Raw genomic sequence first — 17,665 nt, 5'->3', positions numbered from 1 at the left:
CATGATGCGACACACCTGTCCTGCATGCGGTTACATCTATGACGAGCAAACTGGCGCGCCGCGCGAAGGCTATCCTGCGGGGACGCGTTGGGATGACATCCCGGACGAGTTCGCCTGTCCGGACTGCGCGGTGCGATTCAAGGAAGACTTCATCGCAGAAGAGGCAAGCGACAAGCCGGCGACTGCTGCGTGATGATCGTCGGCCGGATGCCGGGCTGGGAGCCCGGCGTCAGCCACCGCGATAAAGGTCGTCCTGCGGCGAAGGTTGTGGCGGCACGTTGCCGCCTGGCGCCTTCGGCCAGCCGCCAAACAGGCGCTCGAAGAAGCCGCGCTCTTCTACGCCGACGGAACGCACTGCTTCGCCTTCAATGTACTCCTCGTACATCCAGTCGTCGTCAACCTGCGCGATGCCGGCAGGAACCTTTTGCTGGAAAGGTCCCTTTCCACGCAGGGCAACGCGCATGTAGTCGATCCAGATCGGCAGCGCGACCGTTCCGCCAAATTCGCGCCCGCCAAGCGAGCGCGGCTTGTCGTAGCCCATCCACGCCACTGCTACGACATCGCCGCCATATCCCGCAAACCAGCCGTCCACCGAGTCGTTGGTGGTACCGGTCTTGCCGGCGAGGTCGCGCCGACCCAGCCGCTGGCTGGCCGCGTAGCCCGTGCCGGAATTGATGACGTCGCGCAGCATGCTGTCCATGATGAACGCATTGCGCGCATCGATCACGCGCATCGATTCTTCCCCGGCCGGCACCGGGATCGCCTCGGACAGCATGTCGCCGCGTGCATCCACCACCTTCTGGATCAGGTACGGCGCAACCTGGTAACCGCCGTTTGCGAAGACGGCATACGCGCTGGCCAGCTGCTGCGGCGTCACCGCGCCGGTCCCGAGCGTCATGGTGAGGTTGGCCGGATGACGGTCGGGGTCGAAACCGAATCGTCCCAGGTATTCCTGCGCATACTGCGGCGAAATCGTCTGCAGGATGCGGATGGACACCAGGTTCTTGGACTTCTTCAGGCCGGTGCGCATGCTGATCGGACCGTCGTAGGCGCCGTCATCGTTCTGCGGATTCCACATCTTGTTGCCTGCATCGACAACGTCGACGGTCAGCGGTTCGTCGTTGATGATAGTGGACGGCGAAAACCCCTTTTCCAGCGCCGCCGAATAAATGAACGGCTTGATGCTCGACCCCGGCTGGCGCCAGGCCTGCGTCACATGGTCAAACTTATTGAGCGCGAAATCGAAACCGCCGACCATCGCGCGGTATGAACCATCGCGCGCATTGAGCGCAACAAAGGCGGCGGCGACTTCCGGCATCTGCGTGATCCACCAGCGTTTCTTGTTGTCTTGTGCAACGCGGATGATCGAGCCTGGACGGATCCGTTTCTGGAGCTTTGTCTTGGGCGAAAGCGCCGACGCTGCAAAGCGCAGTCCTTCACCACTCAGCGCGATCACATCGCCGGAAAGCAGCTCGGCACGTACCTGTTTTGCTGATGCGGCGATGACGACGGCGGACTGCAGGTCGTCACTGTCGGGATGCCTGAGCAGGGCCTCGTCGATGACCTGCGAGCGTTCTTCTTCATCCTTTGGCAACTCGACAAAGCCCTCCGGCCCGCGGTAGCCGTGGCGCCGGTCGTACTCCTGCACGCCGCGCCGCACGGCCGCATAGGCGGCATCCTGGTCCGCGCTGTTCAAGGTCGTGTAGACCGTATAGCCGGCGGTGTAGACATCGTCCTTGTAGCGCTCGTACATCACCTGGCGTACCAGTTCCGCCGCGTACTCGGCATGGGTCTGGAAGCGGTAACCCTTGCTGCGCACGACCAGCTTTTCCCGCGCCGCCTGCTCGTATTGCGCCGGCGTGATGTGCCCGAGATCGCGCATGCGCGTCAGGATGTATTGCTGACGCTGTCGCGCGCGGGTGGGATTGACGACCGGATTCGCCGTTGCGGGCGCTTTCGGCAGGCCGGCGAGCATGGCTGCTTCGGCAATCGTCAGTTCCTGCACTGTCTTGCCGAAATAGATGCGCGCGGCGCTACCAAAGCCGTAGGCGCGCTCGCCCAGATAGATCTGGTTCATGTACAGCTCGAGGATCTGATCCTTGGTCAGTTTGCCTTCGATCTTGTAAGCAAGGACCATCTCGTTGATCTTGCGCGTGTAGGTTTTCTTGCGGCTCAGGTAAAACGCGCGCGCCACCTGCATCGTGATGGTCGAGGCGCCTTGCGAGCGGCTGGAGGCAAGATTGGCAAGCCCGGCACGCAGTACGCCGACATAGTTGACGCCGCCATGTTCATAAAAACGGTCGTCCTCGATCGAGATCAACGCGTTCTTCATGATGGCAGGCATCTCGGCAATCGGCACGAAGTCGCGCCGCTCCTCGCCGAACTCGCCGATCAGCACGTTGTCGGCGGTATAAACGCGAAGTGGAATCTTGGGACGGTAATCAATCAGTGCATCAAGGTCAGGCAGCGTGGGCAGGACGATCAGCGCAATATAGCCGGCCACCAGCACAACACCGAATACCATGGCAGCGGTCGCGGCAAGCACGACCTGGACAAGACGTTGACGAAGCGGACGCTGCCACCATCGTCTGAGATTCAATAAAAGCAATGAAATCCAGCGCACTGGAATCCCCTCTGAATACTGTAGCAGCGCAACTGTAACAGCATTGCCTGGTATGTATTAAAGGTGAAGGGATTCGTTACAAACTGTTTGTTGTCATTTTCGCCAGATGCGGAGCCGGCAATCCGGCCCCGTTCCATGGCTGCGCTGGCCACGTTTGGCGCTATCAATGAAGCTGCTGCTTCAGGCTGGAAATGGCCTTGCGTGCCTGACGCACTGCGTTCTGGAGTCCCTGGTCGACATAATCGCTCTGGCTGCACGCCTGGATCGCACGGTCGCCGATCTTTTCCAGTTTGGACACACATTGACGGATCTGTTCGTCGCCCTGATCCTGTTCGGCCATCTGGATTGCATGGTCCGACTCCTGCTCCAGTTCGCTCAGGCAAGTACGCAGGCGCTCGGGCACGTCGCTGCTCATTTCGCACATCTGCGCAGCATTATCGATACATTGTTCGACTTGCGAGAAACGTTCTCTGAGCTGTTGTGTTGGCATAGGTTCTCCTTTCGTTTGTGTTGCACGAATCTGGTTTGGTCCTTGCCAAATTGATTAGTTCCGGGTCTACCTGCTGCGCGGTGCAGCGGTGCGTTGTAATTTGTACATGCGCCATGTAAGACAGCGCGGTACGAAAGGCACGAAAGCTCCGGAAAGATGAACAGAAGAAAATGCCCGCGGCATGCGTCGACGCCAAGCGCGCGTTCCTTCTTGTCCCTTCTATAATGCCAGGGCGCTATCCATGTCGACTGGATAACAACATGCATGACGACGCAACGAGAACGGACGCTTCGCCGCAACCGGCACCTTCACGCCCCCGGCGACGGATTTTCGAGCCCGGCGAACCGGTACGTGTGGCACTCGCGTTCGTCGCCTTTTTCCTGATCCTCTGCGCGTACTACATCCTGCGCCCCGTCCGGGACGAGATGGCCGTGCAGTACGGAGCCCATCGATTGCAGTGGCTCTTCAGCGCCACCTTCGTTTTCACGCTTGCCGTGGTTCCCGCCTTCGGCTGGGTGGTGAGGAAGATACCTCGCACTTACGTGCTGCCGCTGACTTACGGCTTCCTCGTGCTGAACCTGGCCGGTTTTCATCTCCTGTTCACCTATGCGTCCGGCGCAGGCAGCGCGGCGGCGTTCTTCGTCTGGCTGAGCGTATTCAATCTTTTCGTCGTTTCGCTGTTCTGGAGCACGCTGGGCGACTGTTTCAACACGGCGGAGTCGCATCGCCTGTATGGCTACGTGGCGGCCGGCGGCACCGCGGGTGCGCTTACCGGACCGACCATCACTGTCACGCTCGCACACCACGTCGACAGCGCATCCCTGCTGTTGTTGTCCGCCGGCCTGCTGGCGCTGGCGGCAGTCGTTGTCGTGGCCTTGAGACGCTGCAAACTCGTTGATGTCCGTGCCAACACACGTCCGCTGGGCGGTTCCATCATTGCTGGCATTCCACTTGCGGCAAGACTGAAGGACCTGCGCGGCATGACGCTGCTTGTGCTGTGTTACACCACGGTGTCCACTGTCCTGTATGTCGAGCTCGTGAACCAGGTCGGACAGACTTTTCCGACGTCCGGTGAGCGCACCCGTTTCTTCGCCAGCGTCGACCTGACGGTCAATGCCGTCGCTCTCATCTTGCAGCTGCTCGGCACGCGCAAGCTCGTTGGGCAATTCGGCTTGCGCGTGGTGCTTTCCGCCGCGCCGGCGCTGATGATCGCCAGCCTGTCGGCCCTGGCCGCATGGGCCACCTTGCGCGGCGCCATTGCCATTGCGGCAGTCCAGATCCTGCACCGCTCGGGCGAATATGCGCTTGGCAAGCCAGGACGCGAGATGATCTACACCACGGTCGATGCCGAAAGCCGCTACAAGGCCAAGAACTTCATCGATACTGCGGTCTACCGCGCCGGCGATGCCGCCAGTTCCTGGGTGATCGCGGCGACCAGGGGCGCGGGCCTGGATGCGGTGGCCCTGATCGGCTTGCCGGTCGCGCTGCTGTGGCTGATAACGGGATCCCGATTAGGAGGACGACATGACAGGAATCAATCGGCGTGACGCCTTGCGGCTGCTGGCCGCTGCAGCGGCCGGGATCGGATCGTCTCGCCATGCTTTCGCTGCCGCTTCCGAAGGCGGCGATTCGGCAGGTCGCCGCTCGGTGCTCGTCCGCCCTATTCCCTCTTCCGGCGAGTTGCTGCCCGTGATCGGCCTTGGCACATGGCAGACCTTTGATGTCGGCGTCGGTAGTGCCGCGAGAAGGCCGCTGGAAACCGTCTTGAAGACCTTCGTCGCGATGGGCGGCAGGCTGATCGATTCCTCTCCCATGTATGGCCGCTCCGAACAGGTGGTCGGCGAGCTCTGCAGAAAGCTCGGCCTGCGCCAAAAGCTCTTCATCGCCACCAAGGTGTGGACGCACGGGAAAGACGAAGGCATGGCGCAAATGGAGGCATCAATGAAAAAACTGCGTGCCGACCCGATCGACCTGATGCAGGTTCATAACCTGGTGGATGTCGAAAGGCACCTGGAAACGCTGCAGGAGTGGAAGCGCGCAGGCCGCGTGCGCTACATCGGCGTGACTCACTACACTGCAAGCGGACATGCCGGCGTTGCGCAGATCATCGAATCGCAGCCGATCGATTTCATCCAGATCAACTATTCAGTGGGCGAACGCGAAGCCGAGCAGCGGCTCCTGCCACTGGCAAGGGAACGCGGGGTGGCCGTGATCGCCAATCGCCCGTTCGCAGGCGGCGACGTGTTCCGCCGTTTGCGGGACAAGCCCGTCCCCGCATGGGCAGCTGATATTGACTGCGACAGCTGGGCGCAGCTCCTGCTGAAATTTGTCGTCAGCCACCCGGCGCTGACCTGCGCGATTCCCGCCACCTCCAATCCCGTGCATTTGCGGGACAACATGCGCGCCGGTTACGGACGCTTGCCGGATGAAAAGTTGCGCACGCAGATTGCTGCTGCGGCAATGGAAGCCTGAGGCAATTTTTGCTTCCTGCGGTGGCAGGTATGCCGTTTGCTATCGGTTGCTGTCTCCATTAGCCACGCACTCAACTGACTGGAGGATGCAAACATGAAATCGATCAAGAATTCCTTGTCGCCGACCATTACCAACATGATCCGCATGGATCACACCACGGTAATGGAAACCTTCCATCAATACGAGATTGCGTCCAGCCCGAAAACCAAGAAAGCCCTGGTGCACACGGCATGTCTCGCGCTGGAAATCCATGCGCAGCTCGAAGAGGAAATTTTCTATCCGGCCATGCGTGGCGTGGCGGCAGACTCGACTGTGCTGGACCAGTCCGTACCGCAACACATGGAAATGCGCCGCCTAATCGCACAGCTGCGTGCAATGAAGCCGACCGATCCCGCCTACGACGACACGTTCATGGAATTGATGCGCGACGTTCTGCACCACGTGGCGGATGAGGAAACGACCCTGTTGCCGCAGGCAGAGCGCCTGCTGGCCGACCGGCTCGGCGAACTGGGTACCGAGATGACCAAGCGCCGCATGCAGCTGATGGCGCCGCGCGCCGGCGAATTTGCCGCCAATGCGGCCCGCAGCTTTCCGACCAGTTCCATGCTCGTGGCCGCAGGCGCAGTGCTTGCCGGAACCTATTTCGCCAAGCGGGCTTTCGATACCCAGTCATACGGACAGCACCACTGATATCGATTCTGAAGTACAGCACGGACAAGTGACGGGGCGGAGCCGTTGTGCCATCGCGCAGCGGCTCACGGCGGCTGTGAAACAGCCTATGCCGACGCGCCCTTATCTGTTTCACAACAACGAGGAGGCTCTGCCATTCCATGCGGATACCCGGACTTCGTGGCACCAGCCCAACGACAATCGTCAAGGAAGCGGTCAAGGATTTTCTTGATGACGACATGACGACGTATGCGTCGGCGCTCGCCTATCAGGTATTTTTTTCAATCTTCCCGTTCATTATTTTCCTGATCGCGCTGCTGGGCTTTCTTAACCTGAGCAGCTTTTTCGACTGGCTGCGGGAGCAGGCGCAACTGCTTCTGCCGCAACAGGCCATGGAGCCGGTCAACCAGGTAATCAATGACCTGCAGCAGGAGAAAGGCGGCCTGATGTCAATCGGCGTGATCGTTGCGCTATGGTCTGCGTCCGCCGCGGTGCGCGCAACGATGAATGCGCTGAACGTCGCTTACGACGTGAAGGAAGGCCGTCCGGCGTGGAAGCTGTACCCGCTGTCCATTCTGTACACGATCGGGTTGGCGGCGCTGATGATTCTCGCCACGGTCCTGCTCGTAGTCGGTCCCGAGGCGGTGCAATGGGTGGCACGGTACGTCCGCATGGAAGATCTGTTCGTGACGCTGTGGACGTGGCTGCGCTGGCCGGCCGCGCTTATCCTGCTGACTCTGGTTGTGGCCATCGTCTATTACGTCGCCCCGGATGCAGAGCAGAAGTTCCGCTTCATCACTCCCGGCGCGACGTTTGCCGTACTCGTGTGGGTGGCCGCCTCGGTCGCCTTCAATTTCTATGTCAGCAACTTCAGCGACTACAACGCGACCTACGGCAGCATCGGCACCATCATCGTACTGCTGCTGTACTTCTTCATCTCCGCGGCGGTGATGCTTTTCGGTGCGGAGATCAACGCGGTGATCGAACATCACGCCCCGGAAGGAAAAAATCCCGGCGAGAAAACCGTGCACTAATGCACGCAAGGGGGAGCAGGTAACACGAAGCGGCGTGTCCGCCAGCCCTTCGTCGAGGATTGCTGAGGGCAATCGATGATTACTTCAGCAAGTCATCGACGATTGCATAACCCTTCACAAAGCCGGCTTCCAGTGCGGCTTCTTCGGTCGTGTAGTCCATGTCATCGCCGGACTGCGCCGCAAGTTCGCTCTGTGAGCCGGCGTCGTCACCCGGCTGCGCAACACGCACGGTGTAGTCCCAGCTCGTCCCCGTCTCATCGCGCGGCAAGGCGGTCACATGCACTTCCATGCCTTTGTACACTTCCGTATGCCAGTCCTGTTCGTATGCCATGGTCGCCCACCGTTGTTGGTCCTTTCGATCTTATTGGTCAAGTTACCGCCGGTGTTGAGCTAACGCAGCAAGGCACGCTTCACTGTGGTGGACGGCTGCGCAATCGCGCGCTGAAGCGCAGCGCAACGACCAGCACACCCAAGCCGCCGATGACCATCACATTGCCGGTGCCGAACTGTTCAACCAGCATGCCGGCCACGCCGACACCCACGGACTGTCCAAGGAAAAAGCAGGAGGCGAATGCAGAGACGGCCGCGCCCCGGCGCTCTGGCGCCATTTGCGTCGCATTGATCTGCAGCGTGTTGTGCAGCATGTAGAAGCCGAGCCCCGCAAGAAAGCAGCCGCCGATCGCCCACCACCATGCGGGGGCCAGGCCGATCGCCAGCAGCGACGCGGCAAGGCAGATGCCGCCCCAGAGCGACAGACCGATTTCGCCGAGGCGTCGCACCAGCACGCGCGAGAGCAGCGCAAACAGAAAACCGCCGAAGCCGAACAGCATCACCAGCGCGCCGGCCGATGCCAGCGACAGGCCGTGAACGCGATGCATGTGGGACGCGATGAAGGCAAACGCGCCATAGAGAAAGGCGCCTTCAAGGAATACCGTCAGCAAGACCAGCCGCGCCCAGGGGCGCACCGCGACCTGGCGGAATTCCTTTGCCATCCGGCTTGCGACCTGCCCTTCGGCCCGATGCGTCTTTCTTGCATGCTGGGGAAGGCGGCGGTTCAGCATCAGCAGCGCAATACCGACGACGACGAATACCAGCGCCACGAGGAAAAACGGCACACGCCACTGGCCGGCATCCGCCGCGAGCCCGCCGACCAATACGCCCGCCGACAATCCGAGGATCTGGCCGATCAGGAAGCGTGCAAGCACGGGTTGCCGGTCCTCATAGGGAATCACGTCGCCGATCCATGCCATCGACAACGGGATGATCGCCGCAGCGGTCGCTCCTGCGATGAGCCGCGCACCGAGCAGCATCTCGAAACCCGGCGCAAGCCCGCACAGCACGGCGCCAATGGCACAGGCCAGCGCGGCGCCACCAACAACGAGGTACTTGCCGTAGCGGTCTCCCAACGGGCCGAAGAAGAGCTGCGACAGCCCGTAGGCAATCGAAAATACCGTCACGACCAGCGACGCATCGCCAAGCGACACGCCGAAATCGGCGGACAGAAGCGGCAGCATCGGATCGGTCAGGCGCAGGGAGACGCCGCTGCCGAAGGCAGCCAGGGACAGCAGCGGGACAGCGAGTGCAGGAATGGGCGAGCTTGTGGTCGACGGAGCGGGATCGGAACTTGTCATTGAAGATGGAACAAAAGCAAAACGTGGGCGCGCAGTTTATCCCGCATGCGCAGCAGTGGAAAGCTTCCGCCCCCGGCTCTGCCTGAACAAATAAAAGAATGTCATCTTTGACCGGCGCGGCGAAATACCCGTTCCGCTTTCCTTTCAGCTCAAATCCGGCGTATCCATGTACGGCAAGGTCGCGCCGCGCCGTTCCCCCGCCGCGGCCATTTCCTGCTTGGCGACGGTGCGCAGGTGCACTTCGTCGGGCCCGTCCGCGATGCGCAACACCCTGCCCCAGGTCCAGAGCTCGGCCAGCGGCGTGTCCGGGCTTAGCCCCATGGCACCGAATACCTGCATCGCGCGGTCGCAGATCGTGGTCTGCATGCGCGGCACGATCGCCTTGATCATCGCAATCTCGCGCAGTGCGCCTTTGGTGCCGTGCTGGTCAATCAGCCACGCAGTCTTCAGCACCAGCAGGCGCGCCTGCTCGATTTCCATGCGCGACATCGCAATCCACTCGGCGAGGTTGGCATGCTGGTGGAGGTATTTGCCGAAGGTACGGCGCTCCGCGGCGCGCTCGCACATCAGCTCCAGCGCCAGTTCCGCCTGGCCGATGGAACGCATGCAGTGGTGGATGCGGCCGGGGCCGAGCCGGGCCTGCGCAATCGCGAAGCCCGCGCCTTCTTCATGGATCAGGTTGGCGATCGGCACGCGCACGTCGCGGAAAACCAGTTCGCAATGCCCGCCGGGGAAGTTGTGGCTCATGACCGGGATATTGCGCACTACTTTGAAGCCGGACGTATCGAAGGGCACGATCACCATGCTCTGGCGGCGATGCACCTCCGCGCCGGCGTCGGTCACGCCCATGACGATGGCAAAGCGGCAGAGCGGATGTGCCGCCCCGGAGATGAACCATTTGCGGCCATTGATCACATACTGGTCGCCTTCCCGGCGGATCGAGATCTGAATGTTGGTCGCGTCCGACGAGGCGACGTCCGGTTCGCTCATCGCGAAGCAGGAGCGGATGCGTCCGTCGAGAAGCGGCGCCAGCCAGCATTCGCGCTGCTCCGGCGAACCGAACATGTGCAGCAGCTCGATGTTGCCGGCATCCGGTGCGCTGCAGTTGAATACCTCTGCCGACCAGTGCACACGACCCATGATCTCGGCCAGCGGCGCATATTCCAGATTGGTCAGGCCTTGCCCCGGCGCGCCTGCATCGAGCGTCGGCAGGAACAGGTTCCACAGCCCTTCGGATTTTGCCAGCGCCTTCAGGTCTTCCACACATTGCGGATGTTCGAGGCCGTTGCCGATTTCCTTGCGCCACAGGCCAAGATTCGGCACGACGTAACTGTCCATGAAATCGAGCAGCTTGCGGCGCAACTGTTCAACTTTCGGCGAATAGGCGAAATCCATGATGGGCTTTCTGTCAAAGCGTAATCAGTAGCTTGTTTGAAGGCGGAAGAAATTCGCCGCGCAATCTATGGAAAATCATAATTGCCCCCAAACAATCATTCAAATGAATGGTTCTCATCCGAACTCATAAAGTCGATGCATGTTTGCAGGGCGTACCGCGCACCGCTATGCTTCACGCCTCTCGAACAATTTCGCACAAGCCAAGGGCATCACGGTACGTTGATGCAAGCTCCCGCTGTGCAGCAAGCTTTTTCATGCAAAACAAGACTACTGAAAACGGCGTCTCGGACGCAGCACCGGAAACGTCCGCCGAACGTGAAAAATCACTCACCGGTGCACCGCGCAACATGCAGCAGCACACCCTGTTTGAAGACATACAGGCGCTGCTCACGGGAACGCTGCTCGTTTCGCTCGGCGTGGCCCTGCTCGGCAAGGCCAGCCTGATTACCGGCGGTACCGTCGGCATCGCCTTCCTGCTTCATTACCTGACTGACATCAGTTTCGGCAAGCTGTTCTTTGCGATTAACTTGCCCTTTTATTATCTTGCGGTGCGCAAGATGGGCTGGAAGTTCACGCTGAAGACGTTCAGCGCGGTGTTTTTGTTGTCCGCTTTTTCGGAGATGCTGCCGCTGGTGTTCTCGGTCGACAAGCTCAATACGCTGTATGCGGCGGCGATGGGCGGCCTGCTGTGCGGCGTCGGGCTGCTGGTGCTGTTCCGCCACCGTTCCAGCCTCGGCGGCATCAACGTGCTGGTGCTGTACCTGCAGGAACGCTACGGCCTGCGTGCGGGACTGGTGCAACTTGGCCTCGACGCGACGATCCTGCTGCTGTCGATTCCGATGATTTCGCTGACCTCGGTTGCCATTTCGCTGCTTGGCGCCGCGATGCTGAACCTCACGCTCGCGATCAATCACAAGCCGGGACGCTACATGGCGATTTGATTCGCAATTTGATGCCAATTCATTAAATACCCGTGGCGTTCGGTGCTGCGGGTATGGGAAACGGCAAAATTTCCTTGCGATAAACCATGACGTGGAGCTGGCTTGTGCCTTATGATTGACCCACGTCATGTTTTTGCGAAGCCAGAAATCAATGCCTACCGCCTCTCTTGCCTTACCGGTACCGCATGAATTGAAGGTCCGTGCGGATGCGCCTTTCGACATCGACTATCCCGAGTTGACTGAAGCCGGTGCGATTTGCATCGGCCTGACCATAGATTGGCGCGAGCAGCTGGTCCTGCGCGACTACGCGCTGCGCCATACCCTCCCCGACGAACACGAACGTGCAGCGCGCTTTCAGCGCCCGGAGGACAGCCTGCGCAACCTGCTCGGGCGCACACTCTTGCGACGCGTCGCATCCCATTACGGCGGCATGGACCCAAAGCAGCCTATTCGCAGCAACACCTGGGGCAAGCCGGAACTGATCGGCTGCGCGGTCGGATGCAATGTCAGCCATGCGGGCACGCAGGTATGGGTAGCACTGTCCCCTTTCCCGCGTGTCGGCATTGACGTCGAATCCACCAATGCCCCGCGAGAATTTCACGACATCGCCGCCGGCTTCCATCCGGATGAAATTGCAGCCCTGCGCAGGATGCCGGATACAAAGATGGCAACCATACGTTGCTGGAGTCGCAAGGAGGCCGTGTCCAAGGCGACCGGCATGGGACTCTCGCTCCCCTTGCGCGCCTATGCAGTCGACTGCGAATCTCGCCAGAGCAACTGGCTGCGCATCCCGCCACCGAAAACCGCGCGCCAGGATTGGACGACGATCGATCTTCCCGTGGGCAAGGAATACGTCGGTGCGCTTGCCATTGAAGGGCACTGCGACACATTGACCGTGCTGCGCCTGAAGCTAGGCTGATTACCGGCCCGGACACACGGGCCGGCAACAGCGCAGTGTCACCATACTGTCATGCGCAGACGCGCTTAATCCACCCGCTTCATCTTGCATGTCGTCGGAAGTGCTGTTGCCGCAAGCGGCAGGTAGTGTTCCGTCTTGAATCCGTAGCCACTGCCTTCGTTATCGAAGCGCACCGAACCATCGGAGACTTTTCGCATCACCGATACATACAGCGGCTGCAGCAGCTGGTGATCGTCGGCGCGCATCACTGCTTCGTGAAAGGCGTTCTTGTAACGCGCTCCCTCCAGCGCGCGTGCCACTGCAGCGGCTTCCGTCGTCTTTGCTTTTTCGATCGCCGCGGCCAGCATTTCGACCATCAGGTGCATGCGCAAGTGCACATAGTCGTGCTCGGGCTGAGGATAACGCTGGCGGAAGCTTTGGTAGTAGGCATCGCTTGCCGAGTCCTTGATGCCCGCCCCGGTATTCGGATGCCATTCCGCGACGGCGCGCACATGGCCGACACCGGCGTCGCCGATCGCTGCCGGTGCGCCGAGGCCGTTGCCGTAAAAGGTGTAGAACTTGACATTCAGTCCCGCCTCGCGCGCCGCCTTCACCAGCAGCGTCAGGTCGTTACCCCAGTTGCCGGTAATGACAGTGTCCGCACCGCTGGCCTTGATCTTGACGATGTACGGCGTAAAGTCCTTGATCTTCCCGATCGGATGCAGCTCGTCGCCCACGATGCTGATGTCCGCGCGCTTGGCGGAAAGCTGGGATCGCGCCGCCTTTGCCAGCTGTTGCCCGAAGCTGTAGTCCTGACCGATCAGGTAGACGCGCTTTGCGCTGGTGTCGCCCTTGATGACTTCCGTTAGCGCATGCATGCGCATGTCGGCGTTTGCATCGAAGCGGAAATGCCAGAAGCTGCACTTCTCATTCGTCAATGCGGGATCGACCGCGGAGTAGTTCAGAAACAGGACGCGATTGTCCGGGCTGCGCTGGTTATGCTTTTCAATGCCGTCAATCAGCGCCGCTGCAACAGCCGAACTGTTGCCCTGCATGACAAATCCGATGCGCTGGTCCGTCATCTGGCGCAGCCCGATCAGTGATTCCTCCACGCCTTGCTTGTTGTCGAACGTCGTGAGCGCGAGCGGATGCATGCCGTCAGGCAGTTTCACGCCGCCGCGCGCATTGATCCGCTCGATGGCGAACTGCAGGTTGCGCACGACCGCTTGGCCCGCATTGGCAAACGGGCCGGACATGCCGTCGATCATGCCGATGCGGATAGCCTCGGCGCCGTGGCTTGCGCCGCACGTCAGCAAGGAGAGAACGGCCAGCCAGCGGCGGCCCTTTATTGCGTTGACCATCAGATAAACCTTGTTGTCTTGAAATGCATGGAATCGGAGAACGCAGCAGTTTACTGCGAGTTCGGCATGAGACTAAGGAAACCGCACATGCACGGCCGAAGTCAAAGCGGAATTCCTCTTTTCACTGGCGCTGGATGACAGCCGAGGGCCGTCAACAGCGCCCTATTATCCTTGCAGGAGGACAGCATGGCTTCCAGAATTTCCGAAATAATGACGCGCGATGTGACACTGATTTCCCCGACCGACACGATCCAGCATGCCGCAAAAATGATGGCCGACTGGAACGTCGGCATCCTGCCGGTCTGCGAAGGCAAGACGCTCAAAGGTGTGCTTACCGATCGCGACATCGCGATACGCGCCGTACCGAGCGGGAAATCGCCGGCTGACATCAAGGTGCATGACGTGATGAGCACCAACGTGATGTGGTGCTTTGACGACCAGTCGGTTGGCGAGGCGCTGCAGCAGATGGGCGATATGCAGATCCGGCGGATTCCGGTCATCAACCACCAGATGGAAATCGTCGGCATCGTGTCGCTCGGCGACCTCGCGACCCGGCACAAGGCGGATGTGGAAGATGCGCTGGAAAAAATATCCACGCCGTCGGAGCCTGTGCGCCAGACCGCCAATCGTGGCGAGCCGCAGCGCAATGCACCACGCCACACCTAGCGCCGAGAATGGATAGCGATTGCATAACAATCGCGTAACGATCATCCAGCTGTACCGGCCTGATCCAACCGGATCGGCTTGCTCAGGCCGGCACTCGGCAGCGGATCAGTCGAAGTCGAGCATGTGGCCCAGCTTCTCTTGCTTCGTGCGCAGATAGCCGATGTTGTGCGGCGTGTGCGCGGTCAGGACGGGGATACGCTCGACCACGTGCATGCCGTAATCGGCGAGCTTCTTCATCTTCTTGGGGTTGTTGGTCATCAGGCGAATCGTTTTTACGCCCAGGTCTTCCAAGATGCGCACCGCGACCTTGTAGTCGCGCGTATCGACCGGCAGGCCGAGCGCGAGGTTCGCCTCGACCGTGTCCTGCCCCTGGTCCTGCAACTGGTAGGCGCGGATCTTGTTGGCCAGGCCGATGCCGCGACCTTCATGACCGCGCAGGTAGACCACGACACCGCAGCCCTCTTCCGCGATCTTTGCCATCGCCGCATCGAGCTGTTCGCCGCAGTCGCAGCGCTGCGAACCGAGCACGTCGCCTGTCAGGCATTCGGAGTGCACGCGCACCAGCACACGCTCCTTGCCGCTGACGTCGCCCTTCACGACCGCGACATGTTCGACGGTCTCGTCCACCGGCTGGTAGACATGGATACGGAATTCGCCGTGCTTTGTCGGCAGCAAGGACGACGCGACATGGTTGAAAATCTTCTCACTGGTCTTGTCGGAGCCGGCGTTTGCCGGTGTTTGATCTCCGGTAGTAGTCATTCTGCTTTCCTGTTCTTGGTCGGTTGCGGCACCCGGAGCGGCGCTCCGCATGCGGAACGACTCAACTGAAAGACTCGGGCGCCTTCGGCTCGTCCGGAAGCGGAATCCATTCGGACTCGTCCGGCACCGAACCAAACTGCTGTACACGCCAGCGCTCCTTCGCCTGCCGGATCGCCTCCCGGCTGCTGGCGACGAAATTCCACCAGATGAAGCGGTCGCCGTCGAGCGGTTGTCCGCCCAACAGCATGACGTGCACGTTCGTCTTTGCCTCTATTGTAATTTCTTGTGCGCCCGGCAGGACAGCCATATGTTGTGCCGCGAGCAAATTACCACCGACAAAAACCTCACCGTCAACAGGGTATACGGCGCGCTCCAGAAATTCCGCCGGCATGCGCACGTGTGTACCGGCGGCCATCGTTGCCGTCACATAGAACATGTCGGAAAAGGTGGTCGTCGGCGCAGTTTCGCCAAATGCAGAACCGGCAATGACGCGCATCGAAACACCCGGCGAGGTGATGGACGGCAGCGTCGCTGCGGGATGATGTTCGAAGGAAGGCGCCACGCCCTCATGCGCCTTCGGCAACGCGACCCACACCTGGATGCCGTGGAGCGTGCCGCCGGACTCCCGCAATTCCGCCGGGGTGCGCTCCGAATGCGCGATGCCGCTGCCCGCGGTCATCCAGTTCACGTCTCCGGGGCGAATGGGCTGCACATTGCCCAGCGAATCGCGGTGCAGGATTGTGCCCTCAAAGAGATACGTGACTGTCGCCAGTCCGATGTGCGGATGCGGGCGAACGTCGAGTCCGGCGCCGGGGCCGAAAGCAGCCGGCCCCATATGGTCGAAGAAGATGAACGGCCCGACCATCTTGTGCGGATGGCTTGGCAGCAGGCGCCTGACGTTCAGGCCGCCAATATCCCGCACATGCGGCCTGATCAGATCGTACGGCTTGTCGGACTGGGAAATGGTCATTGCACCTGCCTCCATGAACAACATGGCCATTGGTATTGGTGGCCATCGCGGGGATCATCGCGGTTGGCCGCCCGCAAGATACGGCCTTTCAGCCTTCCGCCCGCGTAAAGACCCCGCTCTGGTAATCCGCAATCGCCTGCTCGATTTCTTCAACCGAATTCATCACAAAAGGACCGTACTGCACGACGGGCTCGCGCAGCGGGCGGCCGGCGAGCACAAGAAAGCGCGCTCCGCCCTCTTCAGCACGGATCTCGATCCGGTCACCGGACGACAGGATGCCGGCGGATTGCGTCTTCAGCCTGCACGGTGCGACCGCATCACCAATCGCAAGGCTGCCTTCATACGGATAAACGAAGACATTGTGTCCGGCGTCAACCGCTTGCGTGAACACCGCGCCCGCAGGGAGTTCTACATCGAGGTAGAGCGGTTCCGTGGACAACCCCTGGATCGGGCCGCTGACCGTTGCCCCGTCCACGATAATCGTGCCGGCAATGACTTTGACATTTCCGCCATCCGGCAGTGCCGCTACCGGAATCTCCCCGGGCGCAATGTCACGGTAATGCGCCGGCTTCATTTTTTCCTTTGCCGGCAGGTTGATCCACAGCTGGAAACCGCGCATACGCCCTTTCTCCTGCTGCGGCATCTCGGAATGCACGATGCCGCGGCCGGCTGTCATCCATTGCACACCGCCATTCTTGAGCTCGCCGACATTACCGAGATGGTCCTCATGCCGCATATGGCCGTCGAGCATGTACGTCACCGTCTCGAAGCCGCGGTGCGGATGGGCAGGAAAGCCCGCAATGTAATCCCCGGGGTTGTCCGACGAAAACTCGTCCAGCATCAGGAAGGGATCAAGCCGCGCGCCCTGCCCCTGGCCGATACTGCGGCGCAGCTTGACGCCGGCACCGTCCGAGGTCGCCATGCTTTCGATCACGCGCTGCAGCTGGCGCGATGTGCGGCCGGATGTTGCGGTGCTTGCGGTCGATGCGGCGGTGGATGTGACGGTAGTGTTCATGGATGACTCTTTCGTTTGGTGTTGATCAGGCGGCGGCGCGCAACGGCTCCACCAGCTCCCTGATTGCCGCGCGGGCCTTCTCCAGCCCGGCCTTCTTGCTCTCCTCGCCCATCGCAATGCCTTCAGCGTAGATAAACTCCACATCGGAAATACCGATAAAGCTCAGGAAGTTGCGGACATAAGCGGCCTGCGTATCGGCTGGCGTATCCGCATACATCCCGCCGCGTGCCGCGAATACATAGGCCTTCTTGCCGGTCAATAAGCCGACTGCGCCATGTTCCGTGTACTTGAAGGTTACACCGGCGCGCGCAATGTGGTCGAAATAGGCCTTCAGCGTCGACGGCACGCCGAAGTTGTACATCGGCAGCCCGAGCGCGATCACGTCGGCATTGCGCAACTCCTCGACTAGCTTGTCGGAGAGTGCGACGACCTCCTGCTGCTCGGCGGTACGCTCCTCCGGCTTCGCAAGGAAGGCGCCAAAACGCTGCGCGCTCAGGTGGGGAATCGGCTCGGCGTCCACGTCACGGACAACGACATCGGCGGCCGGATTGGCGGCTCTCCAACCCGCGACAAACTGGTTTGCGAGTTGGGTGGACTGGCCGTTTTCACCGAACAGGCTGGCGTTAATTTGTAGCAAGTTCTGCATCTTTTTCTCCAGGTTGAGTTGATGGATGCATTAAACTATTTATCCATTCGATGAAAAAGTAGAATAATTCGGCCATAACTATCTAGCCACCCGAT

General features: G+C 60.7%; 18 protein-coding genes. 8 read left to right on the top strand and 10 right to left on the bottom strand.

Annotated features, from left to right (window positions below):
- Position 1 precedes the first annotated feature (1 nt).
- Positions 2 to 193: a rubredoxin gene (locus ACYVIA_RS18175; RefSeq protein ID WP_460843308.1), complete on the top strand. Its 192-nt coding sequence runs from the start codon at positions 2 to 4 to the stop codon at positions 191 to 193.
- A gap of 36 nt (positions 194 to 229) precedes the next feature.
- On the opposite strand, the gene ACYVIA_RS18170 is transcribed toward ACYVIA_RS18175, so the two are convergent.
- Positions 230 to 2,599 (bottom strand): penicillin-binding protein 1A, encoded by a 2,370-nt coding sequence (locus ACYVIA_RS18170; protein WP_460843306.1) that lies wholly within the window; start codon positions 2,597 to 2,599, stop codon positions 230 to 232.
- 187 nt (positions 2,600 to 2,786) lie between these two features.
- Positions 2,787 to 3,113, bottom strand: coding sequence for a hypothetical protein (locus ACYVIA_RS18165; RefSeq protein ID WP_460843305.1), 327 nt, complete (start codon positions 3,111 to 3,113; stop codon positions 2,787 to 2,789).
- Positions 3,114 to 3,373: 260 nt separating this feature from the next.
- On the opposite strand from ACYVIA_RS18165, the gene ACYVIA_RS18160 reads away from it, so the two are divergent.
- The 4 genes from ACYVIA_RS18160 (at position 3,374) to ACYVIA_RS18145 (ending at position 7,288) form a co-directional block, all read left to right on the top strand.
- Positions 3,374 to 4,660, top strand: coding sequence for an NTP/NDP exchange transporter (locus tag ACYVIA_RS18160; RefSeq protein WP_460843303.1), 1,287 nt, complete (start codon positions 3,374 to 3,376; stop codon positions 4,658 to 4,660).
- A complete protein-coding gene (locus ACYVIA_RS18155) occupies positions 4,647 to 5,585 on the top strand; it encodes an aldo/keto reductase (protein ID WP_460843380.1) in 939 nt (312 codons plus the stop codon). The genes ACYVIA_RS18160 and ACYVIA_RS18155 overlap by 14 nt, the downstream gene beginning before the upstream one ends.
- Before the next feature lie 93 nt (positions 5,586 to 5,678).
- A complete protein-coding gene (locus ACYVIA_RS18150) occupies positions 5,679 to 6,275 on the top strand; it encodes a hemerythrin domain-containing protein (RefSeq protein WP_460843301.1) in 597 nt (198 codons plus the stop codon).
- Between the two features lie 140 nt (positions 6,276 to 6,415).
- Complete coding sequence (locus ACYVIA_RS18145) at positions 6,416 to 7,288, top strand: YihY/virulence factor BrkB family protein (RefSeq protein WP_460843300.1); 873 nt, start codon at positions 6,416 to 6,418, stop codon at positions 7,286 to 7,288.
- 79 nt (positions 7,289 to 7,367) lie between these two features.
- On the opposite strand, the gene ACYVIA_RS18140 is transcribed toward ACYVIA_RS18145, so the two are convergent.
- The 3 genes from ACYVIA_RS18140 to ACYVIA_RS18130 all read right to left on the bottom strand — a co-directional run bounded on the left by ACYVIA_RS18140 (position 7,368) and on the right by ACYVIA_RS18130 (position 10,314).
- On the bottom strand, positions 7,368 to 7,619 hold the full coding sequence (locus ACYVIA_RS18140; protein ID WP_460843298.1) for a hypothetical protein: 252 nt from the start codon (positions 7,617 to 7,619) through the stop codon (positions 7,368 to 7,370).
- Positions 7,620 to 7,698: 79 nt separating this feature from the next.
- Positions 7,699 to 8,919: an MFS transporter gene (locus tag ACYVIA_RS18135; RefSeq protein ID WP_460843296.1), complete on the bottom strand. Its 1,221-nt coding sequence runs from the start codon at positions 8,917 to 8,919 to the stop codon at positions 7,699 to 7,701.
- Positions 8,920 to 9,063: 144 nt separating this feature from the next.
- A complete protein-coding gene (locus tag ACYVIA_RS18130) occupies positions 9,064 to 10,314 on the bottom strand; it encodes an acyl-CoA dehydrogenase family protein (RefSeq protein ID WP_460843294.1) in 1,251 nt (416 codons plus the stop codon).
- A gap of 254 nt (positions 10,315 to 10,568) precedes the next feature.
- Here ACYVIA_RS18130 and ACYVIA_RS18125 point away from each other — a divergent pair, with 254 nt between their 5' ends.
- Positions 10,569 to 11,255, top strand: a complete 687-nt coding sequence (locus tag ACYVIA_RS18125) for a YitT family protein (protein ID WP_460843293.1) — start codon at positions 10,569 to 10,571, stop codon at positions 11,253 to 11,255.
- Between the two features lie 151 nt (positions 11,256 to 11,406).
- Positions 11,407 to 12,174: a 4'-phosphopantetheinyl transferase family protein gene (locus ACYVIA_RS18120; protein ID WP_460843291.1), complete on the top strand. Its 768-nt coding sequence runs from the start codon at positions 11,407 to 11,409 to the stop codon at positions 12,172 to 12,174.
- A 65-nt stretch (positions 12,175 to 12,239) separates the two neighbouring features.
- Here the strand turns inward: ACYVIA_RS18120 and ACYVIA_RS18115 are convergent, their stop codons facing one another.
- Complete coding sequence (locus tag ACYVIA_RS18115) at positions 12,240 to 13,514, bottom strand: branched-chain amino acid ABC transporter substrate-binding protein (protein ID WP_460843289.1); 1,275 nt, start codon at positions 13,512 to 13,514, stop codon at positions 12,240 to 12,242.
- Positions 13,515 to 13,700: 186 nt separating this feature from the next.
- Here ACYVIA_RS18115 and ACYVIA_RS18110 point away from each other — a divergent pair, with 186 nt between their 5' ends.
- Positions 13,701 to 14,180 carry a CBS domain-containing protein gene (locus tag ACYVIA_RS18110; RefSeq protein WP_460843287.1) on the top strand — a complete coding sequence of 160 codons (480 nt, stop codon included), beginning with the start codon at positions 13,701 to 13,703 and terminating at the stop codon, positions 14,178 to 14,180.
- A 105-nt stretch (positions 14,181 to 14,285) separates the two neighbouring features.
- Here the strand turns inward: ACYVIA_RS18110 and ribA are convergent, their stop codons facing one another.
- The 4 genes from ribA to ACYVIA_RS18090 form a co-directional block, all read right to left on the bottom strand.
- Positions 14,286 to 14,939, bottom strand: coding sequence for a GTP cyclohydrolase II (gene ribA, locus ACYVIA_RS18105; RefSeq protein WP_460843285.1), 654 nt, complete (start codon positions 14,937 to 14,939; stop codon positions 14,286 to 14,288).
- A 61-nt stretch (positions 14,940 to 15,000) separates the two neighbouring features.
- Positions 15,001 to 15,909, bottom strand: coding sequence for a pirin family protein (locus ACYVIA_RS18100; protein WP_460843284.1), 909 nt, complete (start codon positions 15,907 to 15,909; stop codon positions 15,001 to 15,003).
- A gap of 88 nt (positions 15,910 to 15,997) precedes the next feature.
- The gene (locus ACYVIA_RS18095; RefSeq protein WP_460843282.1) at positions 15,998 to 16,924 is read right to left on the bottom strand and encodes a pirin family protein; all 927 of its coding nucleotides are present in this window, start codon (positions 16,922 to 16,924) and stop codon (positions 15,998 to 16,000) included.
- Between the two features lie 25 nt (positions 16,925 to 16,949).
- Complete coding sequence (locus tag ACYVIA_RS18090; RefSeq protein WP_460843281.1) at positions 16,950 to 17,570, bottom strand: FMN-dependent NADH-azoreductase; 621 nt, start codon at positions 17,568 to 17,570, stop codon at positions 16,950 to 16,952.
- Between the last annotated feature and the right edge of the window lie 95 nt (positions 17,571 to 17,665).

The organism is Noviherbaspirillum agri, from assembly GCF_054780595.1.
This window is presented reverse-complemented; position numbering and strand designations above follow the sequence as displayed.

Coding starts and splice junctions, on each gene's coding strand:
- ACYVIA_RS18175 (WP_460843308.1), top strand. CDS start 2: ATGATGCGACACACCTGTCCTGCATGCGGTTACATCTATGACGAGCAA.
- ACYVIA_RS18165 (WP_460843305.1), bottom strand. CDS start 3,113: ATGCCAACACAACAGCTCAGAGAACGTTTCTCGCAAGTCGAACAATGT.
- ACYVIA_RS18160 (WP_460843303.1), top strand. CDS start 3,374: ATGCATGACGACGCAACGAGAACGGACGCTTCGCCGCAACCGGCACCT.
- ACYVIA_RS18150 (WP_460843301.1), top strand. CDS start 5,679: ATGAAATCGATCAAGAATTCCTTGTCGCCGACCATTACCAACATGATC.
- ACYVIA_RS18145 (WP_460843300.1), top strand. CDS start 6,416: ATGCGGATACCCGGACTTCGTGGCACCAGCCCAACGACAATCGTCAAG.
- ACYVIA_RS18140 (WP_460843298.1), bottom strand. CDS start 7,619: ATGGCATACGAACAGGACTGGCATACGGAAGTGTACAAAGGCATGGAA.
- ACYVIA_RS18135 (WP_460843296.1), bottom strand. CDS start 8,919: ATGACAAGTTCCGATCCCGCTCCGTCGACCACAAGCTCGCCCATTCCT.
- ACYVIA_RS18130 (WP_460843294.1), bottom strand. CDS start 10,314: ATGGATTTCGCCTATTCGCCGAAAGTTGAACAGTTGCGCCGCAAGCTG.
- ACYVIA_RS18125 (WP_460843293.1), top strand. CDS start 10,569: ATGCAAAACAAGACTACTGAAAACGGCGTCTCGGACGCAGCACCGGAA.
- ACYVIA_RS18120 (WP_460843291.1), top strand. CDS start 11,407: ATGCCTACCGCCTCTCTTGCCTTACCGGTACCGCATGAATTGAAGGTC.
- ACYVIA_RS18115 (WP_460843289.1), bottom strand. CDS start 13,514: ATGGTCAACGCAATAAAGGGCCGCCGCTGGCTGGCCGTTCTCTCCTTG.
- ACYVIA_RS18110 (WP_460843287.1), top strand. CDS start 13,701: ATGGCTTCCAGAATTTCCGAAATAATGACGCGCGATGTGACACTGATT.
- ribA (WP_460843285.1), bottom strand. CDS start 14,939: ATGACTACTACCGGAGATCAAACACCGGCAAACGCCGGCTCCGACAAG.
- ACYVIA_RS18100 (WP_460843284.1), bottom strand. CDS start 15,909: ATGACCATTTCCCAGTCCGACAAGCCGTACGATCTGATCAGGCCGCAT.
- ACYVIA_RS18095 (WP_460843282.1), bottom strand. CDS start 16,924: ATGAACACTACCGTCACATCCACCGCCGCATCGACCGCAAGCACCGCA.
- ACYVIA_RS18090 (WP_460843281.1), bottom strand. CDS start 17,570: ATGCAGAACTTGCTACAAATTAACGCCAGCCTGTTCGGTGAAAACGGC.